A 17577-nucleotide genomic window follows, 5' to 3' on the forward strand; every position below is an offset into this window, starting at 1 on the left:
AATAAGCTTTTACACGTTAAAATTCCATTGGCTCTAATCATATGCTGATCTTTCTGATTCAGACAACTTCTCTTTTGTCTGATGCGATAAAAGAGCCAACGGTTTTTCTGATTTATCTTCCGAGTGATATCGATAAGCCGCTGCCTGTGATAACAGCATGGAAGCTATTGGCGCTGTTACAAGCAAAAAGAGCATCATCAATACTTCATGAAAAACAAAACGATGATCCACAAACATTGAATAAAGAAACGAAGCAATGAGAATGCTACCCGCACCCCAACTCGTGCCCACTGAAGGCATATGCAACCGCTCATAAAAATTGGACAAACGCACTAACCCTATTGTTCCAATTAATGTAAGACCAGATCCCAATATTAAAAAAATGGTAATAACAATAGCGACTGTAAGCGATACATCATCCTTCATTCAATAATTTCTCCACGCATTAAAAATTTTGCCAAAGCAATACTTGAGATAGACCCTAAAAGTCCAATAATGAGAGCTGCTACAAAATAAACGGTTGTTCCTGAACGAATATCAAATGTAAGAAACAAAAGGATCGTGATTATATAAAGGGTATCCAAACCAATAATCCGATCCTGCGCCCGTGGACCACAAATTAACCGAAATAGTGCTAAAACCATCGCTAAACTTAAAAAACTCTGTGAAAGAAAAATTCCCCAATAAAGGATCACCATACTCATTAGAAAATCTCCAAAAGTAATTGCTCATATCGTTGTTTGATCAACTGCTGATAATCATACCCATTTTTAAAATTTAATACATGAATCAAAAGCTCACTATTTTTGCTATTATAAGTAACCCAAACAGTTCCTGGAGTGACTGATAAGATACAAGCTAAAACAGCTAAAGCAGCACGGCTTTCAAGCAAAAGAGGTACCATAACAAAACCAGACTGATGTTTTTGAAACCTTTTTGTTAAAATAAACCAAGCTACTGAAATATTTGAAGTAATAGAATCTATAAATACTCGAAAAATTAGACGAAAAACTGCACGCCAATTTTTAATAATGATCTTTTCCGGCTCAAGCAGCTGCATCATTAAGCCACCAAACAAAGAAATTATTATCCCTAAAAGCAGTTGACCTAAACTAAAGCCATTTAAAATCAACCACATAAAAATAATTACACTACTGAAAAAGGGATAGGGACAAAAATAATTCATTGATTGATCTCCGTATTTTCGAGAGAAAAATCAGTTAAAACACTCCCAATATAATTCTGAGGTTCATGCAAAACCCTAACAGTTTCAGACATATAATGAGTAACAGGATCAGCTGCAATTGTCATGAGGAAACACAAAGCAAGAAGAACAGCAATAGGTGCAAACTCAATCACTTGTACACGTGGAATCTTACCTTCAAGAGAAATCCAAAAAGTCCGTATGCCAATTCGTGTCATTGCAATTAAAGCTGCAAAACCAGCTGTAATAACAAAAATCACAAAAAGCCAATCACGTAAAACAGGAATAGAAGAAGAAAAATTCTCTTTATTATGATTTAAAATTGCCATGAGCATCATAAATTTAGCAACAAAACCAGAAAAGGGCGGTAACCCAATAATGAGAATAGCACACATACTAAAACAAACTCCAAGAATTGCTAAAGTTACTGGCAAATAAGTACCAATTTCATCTTCTTCTTCCTCTTCATCATCACCATACACTTCCATTGTAACAGCCAGAACATTGGCAGCAACATCCTGACAGCGTTCAACTAACTCTACTAAAAGAAAAAAAGCCCCAAGTGCTAAAGTTGAGGACACAATATAAAAGAGTGCACCTACTATCAGTGCTACATTGCCCATCCCAATTGCTGTCAACAATGTTCCAGAAGATACAAGAACACTATAAGCAGCTAAACGTACCAAAATTTGGCTAGCTAATACCCCGATAAAACCAAAAATTATAGTGGCAAGCCCACCATAAAATAAAACTGTATGGCTCAAATAGCTAAAATATCCACTTTCAGAACCAAACCATAGCAGTGTTAAACGCAAAATAATATAAATACCTACTTTGCTCAAAATAACAAAAGAAGCCCCAACAGGTGCTGCTGCTGCACTATAAGTCGGCATTAACCAAAAATTAAGTGGCCACATACCAGCTTTGAGTAAAAAGGCAATACCCAAAAATACAGCACCTATTTCAAATAAAACAATATCTGTAGAAGCTATTTTCTTTATTTTGATAGCCAAATCAGCTATGTTAAGAGTGCCAACAACCCCATAAATGAGCGCTGCACCAATTAAAAAAAACGACGAAGCAACAAGATTAACCACTACATAATGTAATCCTGCACGTGCACGTGCTTGACCGGAACCATGCAAAGCAAGTCCATAAGAAGCTGTTAGCATAACTTCAAAAAATACAAATAAATTAAATAAATCACCTGTCAAAAAAGAACCGTTAATCCCCACCATAAAAAATTGCATAAGTGATTGAAAATGAGAACCAGCTTTATACCAATGAGCTTGTGCAAAAACCAATGCAGCAGTGATCAACAAACTAGAAAGTAAAAGCATCATAGCGCTTAAACGATCAAGAACTAAAATAATACCAAAGGAAGATGGCCAATTACCAAGCCGATAAACATTAGATGCTGGTACTGTTTCAAGAGTATGTATAATCAATAAAATAGAAACAACAATCAATAATCCCGCAGAAGAAATACTAATCAATGATTTAAGTTTTGAACGGCGCTCATCATAAAAAAGAAGAAGTGCTCCAGTGCTTAGCGGTAAAAGGATAGGTAAGACAATGAGATGATGCACCCATGCTTCCATCATTGTACCTCACGCCCATCAACGTGATCTGATCCTGTTAAACCACGTGAAACCAAAAGGATAACCAAAAACAAAGCTGTTGTTGCAAAACCAATTACGATCGCTGTCAAAACTAAAGTTTGCGGTAGAGGGTCAACGTAATTAGCTGGATTGATCACAGTAGAAGGATCAATAATCGGTGCAGCATTACTACGCGGTCTACTCATCGAAAACATAAAAAGATTAACGCCATAAGAGATCAAAGATAAACCAAGAATTACCTGAAAAGTACGTGGACGCAAAAGCAACCAAATACCTGATCCAACAAGAACACCAATACCTAAAGAAAGAACAATTTCCATTAATTTTCCCTCTCTTTTTTACTAGGCTTCTTACCGATCCGATAACTACGAATTGATTGATGCGCAAGTGCAATTAAAATAAGAACTGTTGCTCCCAAAACTAAAGAAAATACACCAAAATCAAATAAAAAAGTGGATGCTATAGGAATATTTCCAATTAATGGAAAGTGAATATATTGAAAAAAGGACGTTAAAAAAGGATACCCAAAAAACCAAGAACCCATCCCTGTTGCGACTGATAATAATAAGCCAAAGCCTATCCACCGCAAAGGCAAAATCTTCAACCGGTTTTCCACCCAACGAATATCACGTGCAAGATACTGCAAAATAAATCCTATTGCTAAAGTCACACCACCAGCAAATCCACCTCCTGGAAGATTATGCCCCCGCATAAATAAATAAACAGCAAAAGCAATAATAACCGGAAAGAGCCAACACATAATAACAGCTGGAACAGCTAAATAGTCTAATACGGTATCCCCTGCACTTCGATCAGGCTGTGCGGTATCAAAAGCCATTTGTATCTGTTGTTGAAAAGGCGCATCAATACTTTCAGGAGCAGGACGAAACCGCCGTAAAAGGGCAAAAACAGTAAGTGATACAATGCCTAAAACCACAATTTCTCCCATTGTATCAAAACCACGGAAATCAACCAACAACACATTCACAACATTGCGACCACCAGCACCAGAGTAAGCATGAGTCAGAAAAAAATCACCTATTGTTTTTCCTTGAGGACGTGTCATCACTGCGAAGGATAACCACGCTATACCAGCCCCCCCCACCAACGCGATGACAAAATCACGAGAACGACGCAAGCGCACTAAAAAATTAACAGATGTTGGAGAAGAAATATGCAAACGTTTAGGCAACCACCGCAAACCAAGCAACAATAAAACTGCTGTCACAACTTCAACAACCAATTGTGTTATTGCCAAATCAGGCGCAGAAAGCCATAAAAAAGTCGCACAAGTCATCAAACCAGCGCCCCCTAACAACATTAATGATGCAAAACGATGAAACTTTGCTTTCCAAGCAACTAAAAGTGCGCATAATCCACCCACCAACCAAAGAACGAGAAAAGGAATATCAAGCGGAAAAAGCGGCAACGGACCAGCTGAAATTAAACCATCGCACCAAAGTAAAAAACCTATAAATACAAAACACACTGAAAAAACCCAGTGCAATTGCGTTTGCAAACGACGTGTTGACAAAAGAGACTCCGCTGCACGCGCCCATTTCCAAGAAATAATCACGAGAATTCGTTCAAAGATACGTGTTACTTTCAAATGACGAAAAAAAGGAGCTCCATCATCACAAGATAAAAAATAGCGATGACCTATAGCATAAAACAACACACCTCCTAATAAAGCAATAAAACTCATCATTAATGGAGTATCAAATCCATGCCAAACAGCTAAATTATAGGGAGGCGCTGTTGGTCCTAAAACAGATACAACTGCATTATCTAAAATAGATCCTATTGTTAAATTAGGTAAAATACCAACGGCCAAACAAATGAATACCAAAAGTTCCATGGGAAAACGCATAAAACGTGGTGGTTCATGTGGTATTTTTGGTAAATTGACAGGCTTTTGCCCTAAAAAAACACCATGAATAAAACGCACAGAATAGGTCACACTAAACAAACTAGCCAGCGTTGCTACATAAGGTACAACCCAATCTAACCATGATTCCATATGTGTTTCAACTGCTTCAGCAAAAAACATCTCTTTTGATAAAAAACCATTTAATAAAGGAACACCAGCCATCGCTGCACTCGCCACTAAAGCTAGAGTCGCTGTAATAGGCATAAAGCGAAAAAGTCCTGTCAGCTTCCGCATATCACGCGTTCCCGTTTCATGATTAATAATGCCAGCTGCCATAAATAAAGAAGCTTTAAAAGTAGCATGATTGGCCATATGAAAAATTGCTGCAACACATGCAAGTGGGCTGCCAAAACTTAAAAGCGTGGTAATCAATCCAAGATGGCTAATAGTTGAGTAAGCAAGCAGCCCTTTTAAGTCTTGCTGAAACATGGAAAAGTAAGCACCAAGAAGCAATGTCGAGAGTCCTGAAAAGCCAATCAACAAAAACCAAGATTCTGTTCCAGATAAAACTGGCCATAAACGCACAAGTAAAAACAATCCTGCTTTCACCATCGTTGCAGAATGTAAATAAGAAGATACAGGTGTTGGAGCAGCCATTGCATTGGGTAACCAAAAATGAAATGGAAACTGTGCACTTTTTGTTAAACCTCCCAATAAAATACAAATAAGAACAAAATCATAAAGAGAGCTTGATCGGATCAGATCCCCAGAATGCAGTACCTTATCCAAATCAAAACTACCAACAATATGGCCAATTAGTAGAACCCCAACAAAAAGAGCAAAACCACCAAAACCCGTGGTTATTAAAGCCATACGTGCACCTTCACGCGCACTTGCATTATGGTACCAATAACCGATCAACAAAAAAGAAAAAATACTGGTTAGCTCCCAGAAAATAACTAAAAAGATGAGATTGCCTGACAAAACTATTCCTGTCATCGATCCCATAAAAGCTAGAAAAAAGGAAAAAAACCGCGGCACAGGATCTGCCGGATCCATGTAATAACGCGCATAGACAACAACAAGTAACCCAATCCCTGTAATAAGCAAGCAAAAAAGCCACGACAAACCATCTATACGGAGAACCAAATTAACTCCCCATTCTGGAAGCCAGAAAATATCTAAACGTACTATGCGATTTTTACTGACCGCTGGATAAAGCGTTATTGTGAAAAGAAAACTAATAAGTGCAATAAATCCAGCAAACCACGCTTCATTATTTTTGGCAGTTGAACGAAAAAAACCAATAATGATGCTACCACCAAAGGGAAGCAAAATGAGCAATATTAACATTGCTTCCCATGCTGTCATTCCTTAAACTCCAAACTTTCTTAAATATTTTGTAGATAACACAATAAAAAAAAAAGAAAAAAACTATATTGCCATCTCTTAATTTCGCATTTTACAATAATAGAATTTAAATAAAATTAAAAACATAAAAAATTATTATAAAACAAATGTTTCATGAAAAAAATTACACATAAAGACAAAGCGGTCTGAAAGCTTTTTTATTTTTTCATCTTTGATTCTTTAAAAATGTGAGAAAAGCATTGCCTACGAGGCCCATGGAAAGGCTGATAACTATTATCACTTTGATTATAAGAACGGTAACGCGCCATACAAGAATCGATATGTTGCTTCAACATCCATGGTTTTCTTTCCTCTAAAGGATAAATTAGAGGTGTTCTTTTTAAAGCTGATATTTCTTTTAGTGGTACATGTTTTGCGTCTAAATGTTTATATGTAGCAAATGCTATTTCAGGATACCACCAATTGTCACTATATTTACGATAACCACGCCGATAATTACGATAACCTTTGAATCCATTAAGTTCTCTACGCCCTGTCATAATTAAAAAATTCGAATTCTCTTGGAGAGAAGAAGATGAAGAAATTACATGTGCTTCAATGTCATTTTTTTGCACTGAACCTGCACCATTAGCTATTATCATGAGAAAACTTCCAATGAATACAATAAATAAAGCATAAGATAAATTCTTAACTAAAAGCATGACACAAATCTCACAACAACTAAACTACAGCTAAATTACAGAAAGCCTCTCTATTGCAAAAAAAAACAGATTCTCCTTTGTGATTCTTTTTCCTTGAGACATTCTATTACTACATGTACTAAACGTCGGTATAACCAATAAGATCCTTCAGCAGAAAACGGATAAATAATGATTAGAACTCCCTATTATCTTATCGATAAATCTAAGCTTATAAAAAATATGGAAATCATTACTAGTTTACGAGAAATGTCAGGAGTAAAAATTTTGCTCGCTTTGAAATGCTTTGCAACATGGAGTCTCTTTGATTTTATGTCTCAGTATATGGATGGAACGACATCATCATCTCTTTATGAACTGCGCTTAGGGAAAGAAAAATTTGGGAAAGAAACCCATGCCTATTCAGTTGCTTGGGCAGATGATGAAATTGATGAAGCTTGTGGCTATGCAGACAAAATTATCTTTAATTCAATTCAACAGCTTCAGCGCTTTGCTAGCGCTACAAAAACCATTCAACGGGGTTTAAGGTTAAACCCAGGGATTAGTGCATCAAATTTTGATCTTGCTAATCCCTCTCGTCCTTTTAGTCGCTTAGGTGAAACTAACCAAAACGCTATTAAAGAGGTTTTACCCCTAATCAATGGCTTAATGATCCACAATAATTGTGAAAATGATGACTTTAATCTTTTCAATCAAATGCTCTATCATATTGAAGAAAAATTCGCTGAACTCTTTGCTGCAGTCGATTGGATTAGCCTTGGCGGTGGTATTCATTTTACCGCTGAAAATTATCCTCTAGCGGCTTTTGCAGAACGCTTAAAACGTTTTTCTCAAACCTATAATGTTACCATTTTTCTAGAACCAGGAGAAGCTGCTATCACTAAAAGCACTACATTAGAAGTGAGTGTTCTTGACACATTGTATAACGAAAAAAACATTGCCATCGTTGATAGCTCAATCGAAGCTCATATGCTTGATCTTTTAATTTATCGTGAAAATGCCAAATTAGAACCGAATCAGGGCTCTCATGAAATCATAGTTTGCGGAAAATCTTGCCTGGCTGGTGATATTTTTGGAACATTTTATTTTCCTGAGCCACTCAAGATAGGAGATAAACTGTCTTTTCAGGATGCTGCAGGCTATACGATGGTTAAGAAGAACTGGTTTAATGGCATTGCAATGCCTGCCATCGTCATTAAAGAACACAATGGAACCTTAACAATTCAGCGTCAATTTAACTATAATGATTATCAAAAAAGCCTTTCATAACCAAAATGCCATACAATAAAACCATCATGCGGTAATATTAATTAAGGAGATGACTTTAAAATGAAGAAAAATGTTCTCATTATTGGTGCGGGAGGTGTTGCACAAGTCGTTGCTCATAAATGTGCCCAAAATAACGATATTTTAGGTGATATTCATATCGCTTCGCGAACACTCAAAAAATGTGATGCAATCCTTGCATCCATTAAAGATAAAAAAACACTGAAAGCAGAAGGTATCCTCAAAAGCCATGCACTTAATGCAATGAATGTTTCAGAAACTATACAACTCATCCAGAAAACTAAATGTGAAATCGTTATTAATGTTGGCTCTGCATTTCTTAATATGTCCATTCTTTCAGCCTGTATCGAAACTAAATGTGCTTATATTGATACCGCAATTCATGAAGATCCTTTAAAAATTTGTGAAACACCTCCTTGGTACGGTAATTATGAATGGCCTCGACGTCAAGAATGCGAAAAAGCCAATATAACCGCTATTTTAGGAGCCGGTTTTGATCCTGGTGTTGTTAATGCTTATGCAGCATTAGCACGTGACAACTACTTCGACACAATCACCGATATTGATATTATTGATATTAATGCAGGCAATCATGGGCGTTGGTTTGCCACTAATTTTGACCCAGAAATTAATTTTCGAGAATTTACAGGGCAAGTATGGTCATGGCAAAATAAAAAATGGATTTCCAATAAAATGTTTGAAATCAGCCGTGAATGGATTTTGCCTGTTGTTGGTAAACAAAAAGCTTATATGACGGGACATGATGAAATTCATTCACTATCCAAAAATCTTGATGTTCAAAATATTCGCTTTTGGATGGGATTTGGTGAACGCTACATTACTGTTTTTACTGTTTTGAAAAATCTAGGACTCTTATCTGAACAACCTATTAAAACAGCAGAGGGTCAAGAAGTTGTTCCTTTGAAAGTTGTAAAAGCTGTCTTACCTGATCCAGCCTCTTTAGCTCCAGATTATACTGGAAAAACTTGTATTGGTGATCTTATTAAAGGCGAAAAAGATGGTAAACCACGGGAAATTTTTATCTATAATATAGCTGATCATAAACAAGCTTTTAATGAAACTGGCGCACAAGGCATTTCTTACACAGCTGGTGTACCAGCAGCAGCTGCTGCCATTCTTATTGCTACCGGTAAATGGGATGTTAAAACTATGGTCAATGTAGAAGAATTACCACCTTACCCCTTCCTCGAATATCTTAATCATATGGGACTTTCAACTTGGATAAGAGAACAACAAGAAGATAAAAAATTACAGTTTTAAAATTTGTCCTTCATATATATACATTCATGAAAGATACAAAAAACCGCCCTTTTAAAAGGGCGGTTTTTTCTAAAATATACGATTTATCAAATCATACAAATGAAAGGCACCTATTATACTTATTGAAGAAGTATTATAAAGCTCCCTTAAAAAACATTTCTAGACATGAAGTGGTTTAGCAAATGTTGCTAATGCTGCTTCCCGCACTGCTTCTGATAAAGTAGGATGTGCATGGCAACAACGCCCAAGATCTTCTGATGATCCATTAAATTCCATCAAAACTACAATTTCATGAATCATTTCACCAGCACCAAACCCAAGAATATGCCCACCTAAAACCCTATCCGTATTTTTATCAGCAAGAATTTTAACAAACCCATCGCCTTTTTGCATTGCCCGTGCACGACCATTAGCAATGAAAGGAAACTTTCCAACATTGTAATCAATTCCAGCAGCTATAAGTTCTTCTTCTGTCTTTCCCACACTAGCAATTTCTGGCTGTGTATACACAACACTAGGGATAGTATTAAAATTAACATGTCCTTTTTGACCTGCCAATATTTCAGCCACTGCCACACCCTCTTCCTCAGCTTTATGCGCTAACATGGGTCCTTTGACAACATCACCGATTGCATAAATTCCTGGAATACTCGTTTGCCAATTCGCATCGATTGTAATAAAACCACGCTCATCTAATTGAATACCAACTTCTGCTAAACCAAGACCCTCTGTGTAGGGATAACGTCCCGTAGCGATTAATACAACATCAGCTTCTAAAATTTCAGACGTACCATCCTTGATAGCTTCAAAAGTCACCTGTGCAGCCGAACCAGATTGAGTAACATCTGTTACTTTCATACCAGTTTTACATTCAATCCCTTGCTGTTTCATCAATTTCTGAAATTGCCGTGAAATTTCACCATCCATTGATCCTAAAACTTTATCAAGATACTCAATAATTGTAACCTTAGCACCTAAACGACTCCAAACTGAACCAAGCTCTAAACCAATAACACCAGCACCAACAACAACCATATGCGCTGGCACTTTTTCAAGCGAAAGCGCCCCTGTAGAAGATACAATGACCTTTTCATCAATTGTAACATTTACACCTGGAATACTTGAGCTTTCTGAACCAGTAGCAATAACAATATTCTTTGTTGTAATCGTTTGTTGACTACCATCTTTGGCAACAACTTCAATTTGACCTGCACTTAAAATCTTAGCTGTACCAAAAAAAGTATCAACTTTATTCTTTTTCATTAAAAAAGAAATACCACCTGTATTTGCTGTTATAACAGCTTTTTTATGCGCCATCATTTGCTCAAGATTAAGTTTAGATTTTGCAATAGAAATACCAAGTGTTTCAAAATTATGTTGTGTTTCAACAAATAACTCTGAAACATGTAATAACACTTTAGAAGGAATGCAGCCAACATTAAGGCACGTACCACCTAACGTTGAACGCTTTTCAATGATTGCTGCTTTTAGCCCTAATTGTGCTGCTTTAATTGCTGCTACATAACCACCTGGACCTGCTCCAATCACAACTACATCATAAGACATCTGTTTTTCCTTTTATTCTGAAAACTGAACTCTTACAAGCCAAGAACAAGACGTTCCGGATCTTCTAAACTTTCCTTAACACGTACAAGGAAAGTCACAGCTTCTTGTCCATCTACAATACGATGATCATAAGAAAGTGCTAAATACATCATAGGGCGGACTACAATCTGACCTCCAACAACTACTGCTCGCTCTTTAATTGCATGCATTCCTAAAATACCAGATTGTGGTGCATTCAAAATTGGTGTCGACATTAACGATCCATAAACACCCCCATTGGTAATAGTAAAGGTTCCACCTTGCATATCAGAGACAGCTAATTTTCCGTCACGAGCAAGACGACCTAAACGACCAATTTCTTTTTCAATCTCTGCGAATGACATCTGATCTGCATTACGAACCACAGGAACAACAAGCCCTTTATCAGTTCCAACAGCAATACCAGCATTGACATAGTTTTTATAAACAATGTCTGTACCATCAATTTCTGCATTAACAGCGGGAAGTTCTGTTAAAGCATGGCAAACAGCTTTAGTAAAAAATCCCATAAAACCAAGCTTAACACCATGTTTCTTCTCAAAAATATCCTTATACCGCTTGCGTAAATCCATCACTGCAGACATATCAACTTCATTAAATGTAGTTAACATTGCCGCTATATTTTGCGCATCTTTAAGACGACGAGCAATTGTTTGACGTAACTTCGTCATACGAACCCGCTCTTCACGCATTTCGTAAACCGATGTAACTGGAGCAGTAGGTGCAGAAACAGATACTTTTGTATCAGGTGCTTTTGTATTTTGTATTCTTTGTGCTAATACATCAAGAACATTTTCTTTGAGAATTTGCCCATGTTTTCCAGAACCTGTGATATTGCTTTTTGCAATATTATTTTCAGCCATTAATTTTGCTGCTGAGGGTGTGGGAGGTATTGTGTCACGCGTAGAAGACTTCTCCAATACTGCAGATGCAGAACGTATTGTATCACTTGTAGAAGATGGCTCCAATCTAGATACACCCTCTGAAATAGGTGTAGCAGAAACAGAAGGCGAAAATGATTGAGCAGTATCAACAGCTACGGCTTCAATTATCCCTAAGAGAGCATTAACTTCAACCGTATCGCCTTCCTTTGCGATGACCTCAGATAACTTTCCCGTAATAGGCGAAGGAACCTCAACTGTTACCTTATCAGTTTCTAATTCAACTAAAGGTTCATCTACAACAACAGATTCACCAGGTTTTTTAAACCACTTGCCAATTGTCGCTTCAGTAACCGATTCACCCAAAGTGGGAACACGAATTTCAGTAGTCATAATATTTTTCCATACGTCAGAGTAGTAATAAATTAAGAACCTAACGCGTCTTCAAGAAACGCGGCAAGTTGTTCAAGATGTTTCGCCATCAATCCAGTAGCTGGTGATGCACTCGCAGGACGCCCAGCATAACGTGCGCGCGAATATTGTGCATTAATATGAGTCAAAACCCACTCTAAATAAGGTTCAATAAATGACCAAGCCCCCATGTTTTTTGGCTCTTCTTGGCACCAAACAATTTCCGCTTGTAAAAAGCGTGACAACACATTCACTAAAACTTTTGCAGGAAAAGGATAAAGCTGCTCAACACGCAGCAAATAAATGTCATCAGCCCCCCTCTTTTCACGTTCCTCATAAAGATCATAATAAACCTTACCTGTACAAAGAACAACACGACGAATTTTATTATCTTTTTTCAGTTTAATAACAGAATTTTTAACACACTCTGCATCATCAAGTAACAGACGATGAAAATTGGTTTCCAATCCCATTTCATTTAAAGAAGAAACAGCTCGCTTATGACGTAAAAGTGATTTTGGTGTCATCAAAATCAATGGCTTACGAAAATCGCGTTTAATTTGCCGACGCAAAATGTGAAAATAATTTGCGGGAGTCGTACAATTAGCAACCTGCATATTATCTTCTGCACATAATTGCAGATAACGTTCTAAACGCGCTGAAGAATGTTCTGGTCCTTGACCTTCAAAACCATGAGGTAATAAACATACAAGACCAGACATACGAAGCCATTTACGCTCTGCAGATGAAATAAACTGATCAAAAATAACCTGTGCACCATTAGAAAAATCACCAAATTGTGCTTCCCAAAGTGTTAAACTACAAGGTTCAGCAAACGAATATCCATACTCAAAACCAAGAACTGCTTCCTCAGAAAGCATGGAATTAACAACTTCATAAATTGCCTGTCCCTTTCGCAAATTGTTTAAAGGGATATAACGTGCTTCATTTTCTTGATCATAAAGAACTGAATGACGTTGCGAAAAAGTTCCACGTTCAACATCTTCACCAGAAAGACGAACAGGTACGCCCTCCAAACAAAGTGAACCAAAAGCTAAAGCTTCCGCTGTTGCCCAATCAACTCCTTCACCAGTTTCAAAAATCTTAGCACGGTTACTCAAAAAGCGCTGAATGGTTTTATGAACATGAAAATTTGGTGGAATCTCAACAAGCTTCTGACCAATTTCCTTTAAAGTCTGTAACTCAACGCCCGTCGTTTTATATTGCTGCTCGTCAGCATTACTAGAAGCTTTAAGACCTGTCCAACTTCCATCAAGCCAATCAGCTTTATTGGGTTTGTAAGAAGTACTTGCTTTAAATTCAATTTCAAGTTTATCACGCCACAGTTTTTTTCGCTGTTCAATCTCTTCTAAAGAAATCACCCCTTCTGCTACCAACTGATCACTATAAAGCTGAAGAGTCGTTTTATGATTACGAATTGCTCTATACATAAGTGGTTGTGTAAAAGACGGTTCATCACCTTCATTGTGTCCATAACGGCGGTAACAGAACATATCGATCACAGCTGGTTTATGAAAAATTTGACGAAATTCTGTTGCTACCTTTGCAACAAAAACAACAGCTTCAGGATCATCACCATTCACATGAAAAATTGGTGCATCGATCATTTTTGCTACATCTGATGGGTAAGGAGAAGAGCGTAAAAAGCGTGGATCAGTTGTAAATCCAATCTGATTATTGATAATCACATGAACAGAACCCGCAACACGGTAACCTTTTAGACCTGAAAGACCAAACGTTTCTTGGATAACACCTTGCCCTGCAAAAGCAGCATCACCATGAATAAGCAATGGTAAAACTTTTGAACGCTCGCTTAATGGAATAACGTCAGTACGTGTAGGACCCACAAGTTGGTCTTGTTTAGCACGTGTCTTTCCAATAACAACTGGATCAACAATTTCGAGGTGAGATGGATTGGGTACAAGTGATAGGTGAACCTTTTTACCATTAAACTCAAGATCAGCTGAAGTTCCCAAATGATATTTTACATCACCAGATCCTTCTACATCATCGGGTTTATAAGATCCTCCTTGGAATTCATGAAAAATAGCTCGATGTGGCTTAGCGAGAACTTGTGAAAGAACATTCAAACGACCACGATGCGCCATTCCTAAAACAACTTCTTGCACACCTAAAGCACTGCTACATTTAATAATCTGCTCAAGAGCAGGAATAAGTGCCTCACCACCATCGAGACCAAAACGTTTTGTTCCTTTATATTTTATATCTAAAAATTGTTCGAAACCTTCTGCCTCAATAAGCTTATTAAAGATAGCTTTCTTATCTTCATGTGTAAAAGCAATTCTTTTATCTGATTTTTCAATACGTTCTTGAAGCCACGCCTTTTGAGTAGGATCAGACACATGCATATATTCCACGCCAATTGTTGAACAATAGGTACGATTAAGAATCTCAAGCATTTGTGGAATAGTTGCATATTCCAAACCCAAAACATTATCAATAAAAATTGGACGCTCATAATCAGCAGGTGTGAAACCGTAAGCCTCCGGAGATAATTCTTTATAATCTTCTAATTTTTCAGCTAATTCAAGAGGATCAAGTCGCGCGCGAAGATGTCCACGTGCTCGAAAAGCACGAATCATCATGAGTGCATGAACAGAATCACGTGTTGCTTGGATAATGTCCTGTTCGTTGAATTTTTTTTCCTTTTGTGCAGTGCCAGTTGCTGCTTTTTCTCTTAATTTATCACTAAGATTTTTTTCCAGAACAGACCAATCGCCATCAAGTGCAGAAACCAGTTCTCCATTTACCTTTAATGGCCAATGATCATGTTGCCAAGTGGCTCCTTTAGCATTTTTGAGAACATCTTCTTTGTTATCTTGAAGAGTCTCAAAAAAAGCACGCCACTGTGGATTTACACTCGTAGGATCATTTTCATATTCAGCATAAAGTTGATCTATATAATCTGCATTTCCACCATATAGAAACGACGTTTGTGCAAAAAGACTATTTATCTCGTCTTGCTTTGCCATATCCTTCTCCGGAACATCTATTCCGTCTCCTTAATATCCTCTTAACCTTTAAGTGCCTGCAAAGCAAATAAGGGCTAAAAAATTGCAAAAACTTTTTACTTTCTTATATCTGAGATTTTATCTGGATAAAGATGAATCTTTACCCAGATAAAATTTTCTTTTACCCCTTCAAAACCGACATTAAAGTCTTCCCTATTTGTGATGGTGAAGGTGAAACACGAATCCCCGCCGATTCCATTGCAGAGATTTTATTTTCTGCTCCACCCTTACCACCAGAAATAACAGCACCAGCATGACCCATCGTACGTCCTGGAGGAGCTGTACGACCAGCAATAAAACCAGCCATTGGCTTTTTACGACCTTTTTTTGCTTCATCCTTAAGAAATTGTGCTGCTTCTTCTTCAGCAGAACCACCAATCTCACCAATCATGACAATAGACTTGGTTTCATCATCAGCCAAAAACATTTCCAACACATCAATAAATTCCGTACCCTTAACAGGATCACCACCAATACCAATAGCAGTTGTCTGTCCAAGACCTTCTTGACTCGTCTGAAACACAGCTTCATAAGTTAAAGTTCCTGACCGCGAAACAACTCCAACAGACCCTTTTCTAAAAATAGAACCTGGCATGATACCAATTTTACATTCATGAGGAGTGAGAATACCTGGACAGTTAGGACCAATTAAACGTGATTTCGATTGCTCTAATTTAACTTTAACTTTAATCATATCCATAACCGGTATACCTTCTGTAATACAGACAATTAAACCGATCTCAGCTTCAATGGCTTCAATTATCGCATCTGCAGCTCCTGCAGGAGGAACATAAATAACAGAAGCATCAGCCCCTGTTTTTTCTTTACCTTCTGCAACACTAGCAAAAATAGGAAGAGTTTCACCTTTTGATCCCTTCCACACTTCACCTCCTTTTTTGGGGTTAATGCCACCAACCATTTTTGTGTTATGATAAGCCAATGCCTGTTCTGTATGAAAAGTTCCGGTCTTCCCAGTAAGTCCTTGAACCAGAACTTTTGTATCCTGATGAATAAGAATCGACATGGCTTAAGCTCCTTTCACTGCAGAAATAATTTTCTGAGCAGCATCATCTAAATCGTCAGCAGAAATAACATTCAAACCACTCTCACTGATAATTGCTTTACCTTGCTCAACATTCGTACCTTCAAGGCGAACAACCAAAGGAACTTGTAAACCAACTTCTTTAACAGCAGCAACAACCCCTTCAGCAATGATATCACAACGCATAATGCCACCAAAAATATTGACCAAAATGCCTTTAACATTCGGATCAGCAGTGATAATTTTAAAAGCAGCAGTTACTTTTTCTTTTGAAGCACCACCACCAACATCAAGAAAATTTGCGGGCTCAGCTCCATAGAGTTTGATAATATCCATAGTTGCCATAGCAAGACCTGCGCCATTTACCATGCAACCAATCGTACCCTCAAGAGCAACATAAGCAAGATCATGCTTTGATGCTTCAATCTCTTTTGGATCTTCTTCTGAAATGTCACGTAATTCCAAAATATCTGGATGACGAAATAAAGCATTATTGTCAAAAGAAACTTTTGCATCAAGAACACGCAAATGACCATCTTTCATTACAATAAGTGGGTTGATTTCAAGAAGGCTCATATCTTTTTCACAGAACGCTTTATAAAGAATTGGAAAAAGCTTTTCACCATCCTCCCGCGCCTTATCATGTAATTCCAACGCATCACAAAGCTTTATACAATCAGTAGAAGTAACACCTTGTATAGAATCAATGGGGAGAGTTAATATTTTTTCTGGCGTCTTTTCAGCAACCGTTTCAATATCCATTCCTCCTTCCGTTGAAACAATAAAAGCAACCCGACTAACTGTACGATCAACCAAAAGTGAAAGATAAAGCTCTCGCTCGATATCAGCACCATCCTCAATATAAAGGCGATTAACTTGCTTACCTTCTGAACCAGTTTGTTTGGTCACCAAAGTTTTACCAAGCATTTCCTTAACATAAGAAACAACTTCTTCAACTGACTTTGCAAGACGAACACCACCCTTTGAATCAGGATCAAGTTCTTTAAACTTCCCTTTACCACGACCACCAGCGTGGATCTGACTTTTAACTACATAGAGCGGACCAGGCAATTTTTTTGCCCATTTTTCAGCTTGCTCTGCAGAATAAACAGCAACACCATTTGCAATTGGTGCTCCATATTCATGAAGCAGACGTTTTGCCTGATATTCATGGATATTCATTCACTTGTCCTTTTCTTTTATGGATCACTAATCGATCCTTAAATTTTTAATATTTTAAATTTTTACTTTA

At 37.4% G+C, this 17577-nt stretch carries 14 protein-coding genes; 2 read left to right on the forward strand and 12 right to left on the reverse strand.

The window, feature by feature from the left end; translation table 11 throughout:
- Positions 1-33 precede the first annotated feature (33 nt).
- From mnhG to V4P56_RS05800, 7 genes are all read right to left on the reverse strand, one after another.
- Positions 34-426, reverse strand: coding sequence for a monovalent cation/H(+) antiporter subunit G (gene mnhG, locus V4P56_RS05770; RefSeq protein WP_455481952.1), 393 nt, complete (start codon positions 424-426; stop codon positions 34-36).
- Positions 423-704 carry a K+/H+ antiporter subunit F gene (locus V4P56_RS05775; protein ID WP_455481953.1) on the reverse strand — a complete coding sequence of 94 codons (282 nt, stop codon included), beginning with the start codon at positions 702-704 and terminating at the stop codon, positions 423-425. The genes mnhG and V4P56_RS05775 overlap by 4 nt, the downstream gene beginning before the upstream one ends.
- Positions 704-1186: a Na+/H+ antiporter subunit E gene (locus V4P56_RS05780; protein ID WP_455481954.1), complete on the reverse strand. Its 483-nt coding sequence runs from the start codon at positions 1184-1186 to the stop codon at positions 704-706. The genes V4P56_RS05775 and V4P56_RS05780 overlap by 1 nt, the downstream gene beginning before the upstream one ends.
- Entirely contained in the window at positions 1183-2805 is a 1623-nt protein-coding gene (locus V4P56_RS05785; RefSeq protein WP_455482675.1) for a monovalent cation/H+ antiporter subunit D, read from the reverse strand. The genes V4P56_RS05780 and V4P56_RS05785 overlap by 4 nt, the downstream gene beginning before the upstream one ends.
- Complete coding sequence (locus tag V4P56_RS05790; RefSeq protein ID WP_455481955.1) at positions 2805-3146, reverse strand: Na+/H+ antiporter subunit C; 342 nt, start codon at positions 3144-3146, stop codon at positions 2805-2807. The genes V4P56_RS05785 and V4P56_RS05790 overlap by 1 nt, the downstream gene beginning before the upstream one ends.
- Positions 3146-6067 carry a monovalent cation/H+ antiporter subunit A gene (locus tag V4P56_RS05795; protein ID WP_455481956.1) on the reverse strand — a complete coding sequence of 974 codons (2922 nt, stop codon included), beginning with the start codon at positions 6065-6067 and terminating at the stop codon, positions 3146-3148. Before V4P56_RS05795 ends, V4P56_RS05790 begins: the two co-directional genes overlap by 1 nt.
- Positions 6068-6264: 197 nt before the next feature.
- Entirely contained in the window at positions 6265-6768 is a 504-nt protein-coding gene (locus V4P56_RS05800; protein ID WP_455481957.1) for a BA14K family protein, read from the reverse strand.
- Positions 6769-6936: 168 nt separating this feature from the next.
- Between V4P56_RS05800 and V4P56_RS05805 the strand changes: the two genes are divergently transcribed.
- Positions 6937-8034, forward strand: coding sequence for a carboxynorspermidine decarboxylase (locus V4P56_RS05805; protein WP_455481958.1), 1098 nt, complete (start codon positions 6937-6939; stop codon positions 8032-8034).
- A gap of 60 nt (positions 8035-8094) precedes the next feature.
- Positions 8095-9333, forward strand: coding sequence for a saccharopine dehydrogenase NADP-binding domain-containing protein (locus tag V4P56_RS05810; protein WP_455481959.1), 1239 nt, complete (start codon positions 8095-8097; stop codon positions 9331-9333).
- A gap of 159 nt (positions 9334-9492) precedes the next feature.
- On the opposite strand, the gene lpdA is transcribed toward V4P56_RS05810, so the two are convergent.
- The 5 genes from lpdA to sucC all read right to left on the reverse strand — a co-directional run bounded on the left by lpdA (position 9493) and on the right by sucC (position 17507).
- Positions 9493-10899, reverse strand: coding sequence for a dihydrolipoyl dehydrogenase (gene lpdA, locus V4P56_RS05815; RefSeq protein WP_455481960.1), 1407 nt, complete (start codon positions 10897-10899; stop codon positions 9493-9495).
- A gap of 32 nt (positions 10900-10931) precedes the next feature.
- Positions 10932-12212: a 2-oxoglutarate dehydrogenase complex dihydrolipoyllysine-residue succinyltransferase gene (gene odhB / locus V4P56_RS05820; RefSeq protein WP_455481961.1), complete on the reverse strand. Its 1281-nt coding sequence runs from the start codon at positions 12210-12212 to the stop codon at positions 10932-10934.
- Positions 12213-12244: 32 nt separating this feature from the next.
- On the reverse strand, positions 12245-15244 hold the full coding sequence (locus V4P56_RS05825) for a 2-oxoglutarate dehydrogenase E1 component (RefSeq protein WP_455481962.1): 3000 nt from the start codon (positions 15242-15244) through the stop codon (positions 12245-12247).
- A 160-nt stretch (positions 15245-15404) separates the two neighbouring features.
- Positions 15405-16307: a succinate--CoA ligase subunit alpha gene (gene sucD / locus V4P56_RS05830; protein ID WP_455481963.1), complete on the reverse strand. Its 903-nt coding sequence runs from the start codon at positions 16305-16307 to the stop codon at positions 15405-15407.
- A gap of 3 nt (positions 16308-16310) precedes the next feature.
- Positions 16311-17507, reverse strand: coding sequence for an ADP-forming succinate--CoA ligase subunit beta (sucC, locus tag V4P56_RS05835; protein ID WP_455481964.1), 1197 nt, complete (start codon positions 17505-17507; stop codon positions 16311-16313).
- Positions 17508-17577: the final 70 nt, after the last annotated feature.

The organism is Bartonella sp. B35(2025), from assembly GCF_053794465.1.

What these genes read in the sequence shown, in the direction of transcription:
- mnhG (WP_455481952.1), bottom strand. Translation starts at nt 426, where the DNA reads ATGAAGGATGATGTATCGCTTACAGTCGCTATTGTTATTACCATTTTT.
- V4P56_RS05775 (WP_455481953.1), bottom strand. Translation starts at nt 704, where the DNA reads ATGAGTATGGTGATCCTTTATTGGGGAATTTTTCTTTCACAGAGTTTT.
- V4P56_RS05780 (WP_455481954.1), bottom strand. Translation starts at nt 1,186, where the DNA reads ATGAATTATTTTTGTCCCTATCCCTTTTTCAGTAGTGTAATTATTTTT.
- V4P56_RS05785 (WP_455482675.1), bottom strand. Translation starts at nt 2,805, where the DNA reads ATGGAAGCATGGGTGCATCATCTCATTGTCTTACCTATCCTTTTACCG.
- V4P56_RS05790 (WP_455481955.1), bottom strand. Translation starts at nt 3,146, where the DNA reads ATGGAAATTGTTCTTTCTTTAGGTATTGGTGTTCTTGTTGGATCAGGT.
- V4P56_RS05795 (WP_455481956.1), bottom strand. Translation starts at nt 6,067, where the DNA reads ATGACAGCATGGGAAGCAATGTTAATATTGCTCATTTTGCTTCCCTTT.
- V4P56_RS05800 (WP_455481957.1), bottom strand. Translation starts at nt 6,768, where the DNA reads ATGCTTTTAGTTAAGAATTTATCTTATGCTTTATTTATTGTATTCATT.
- V4P56_RS05805 (WP_455481958.1), top strand. Translation starts at nt 6,937, where the DNA reads ATGATTAGAACTCCCTATTATCTTATCGATAAATCTAAGCTTATAAAA.
- V4P56_RS05810 (WP_455481959.1), top strand. Translation starts at nt 8,095, where the DNA reads ATGAAGAAAAATGTTCTCATTATTGGTGCGGGAGGTGTTGCACAAGTC.
- lpdA (WP_455481960.1), bottom strand. Translation starts at nt 10,899, where the DNA reads ATGTCTTATGATGTAGTTGTGATTGGAGCAGGTCCAGGTGGTTATGTA.
- odhB (WP_455481961.1), bottom strand. Translation starts at nt 12,212, where the DNA reads ATGACTACTGAAATTCGTGTTCCCACTTTGGGTGAATCGGTTACTGAA.
- V4P56_RS05825 (WP_455481962.1), bottom strand. Translation starts at nt 15,244, where the DNA reads ATGGCAAAGCAAGACGAGATAAATAGTCTTTTTGCACAAACGTCGTTT.
- sucD (WP_455481963.1), bottom strand. Translation starts at nt 16,307, where the DNA reads ATGTCGATTCTTATTCATCAGGATACAAAAGTTCTGGTTCAAGGACTT.
- sucC (WP_455481964.1), bottom strand. Translation starts at nt 17,507, where the DNA reads ATGAATATCCATGAATATCAGGCAAAACGTCTGCTTCATGAATATGGA.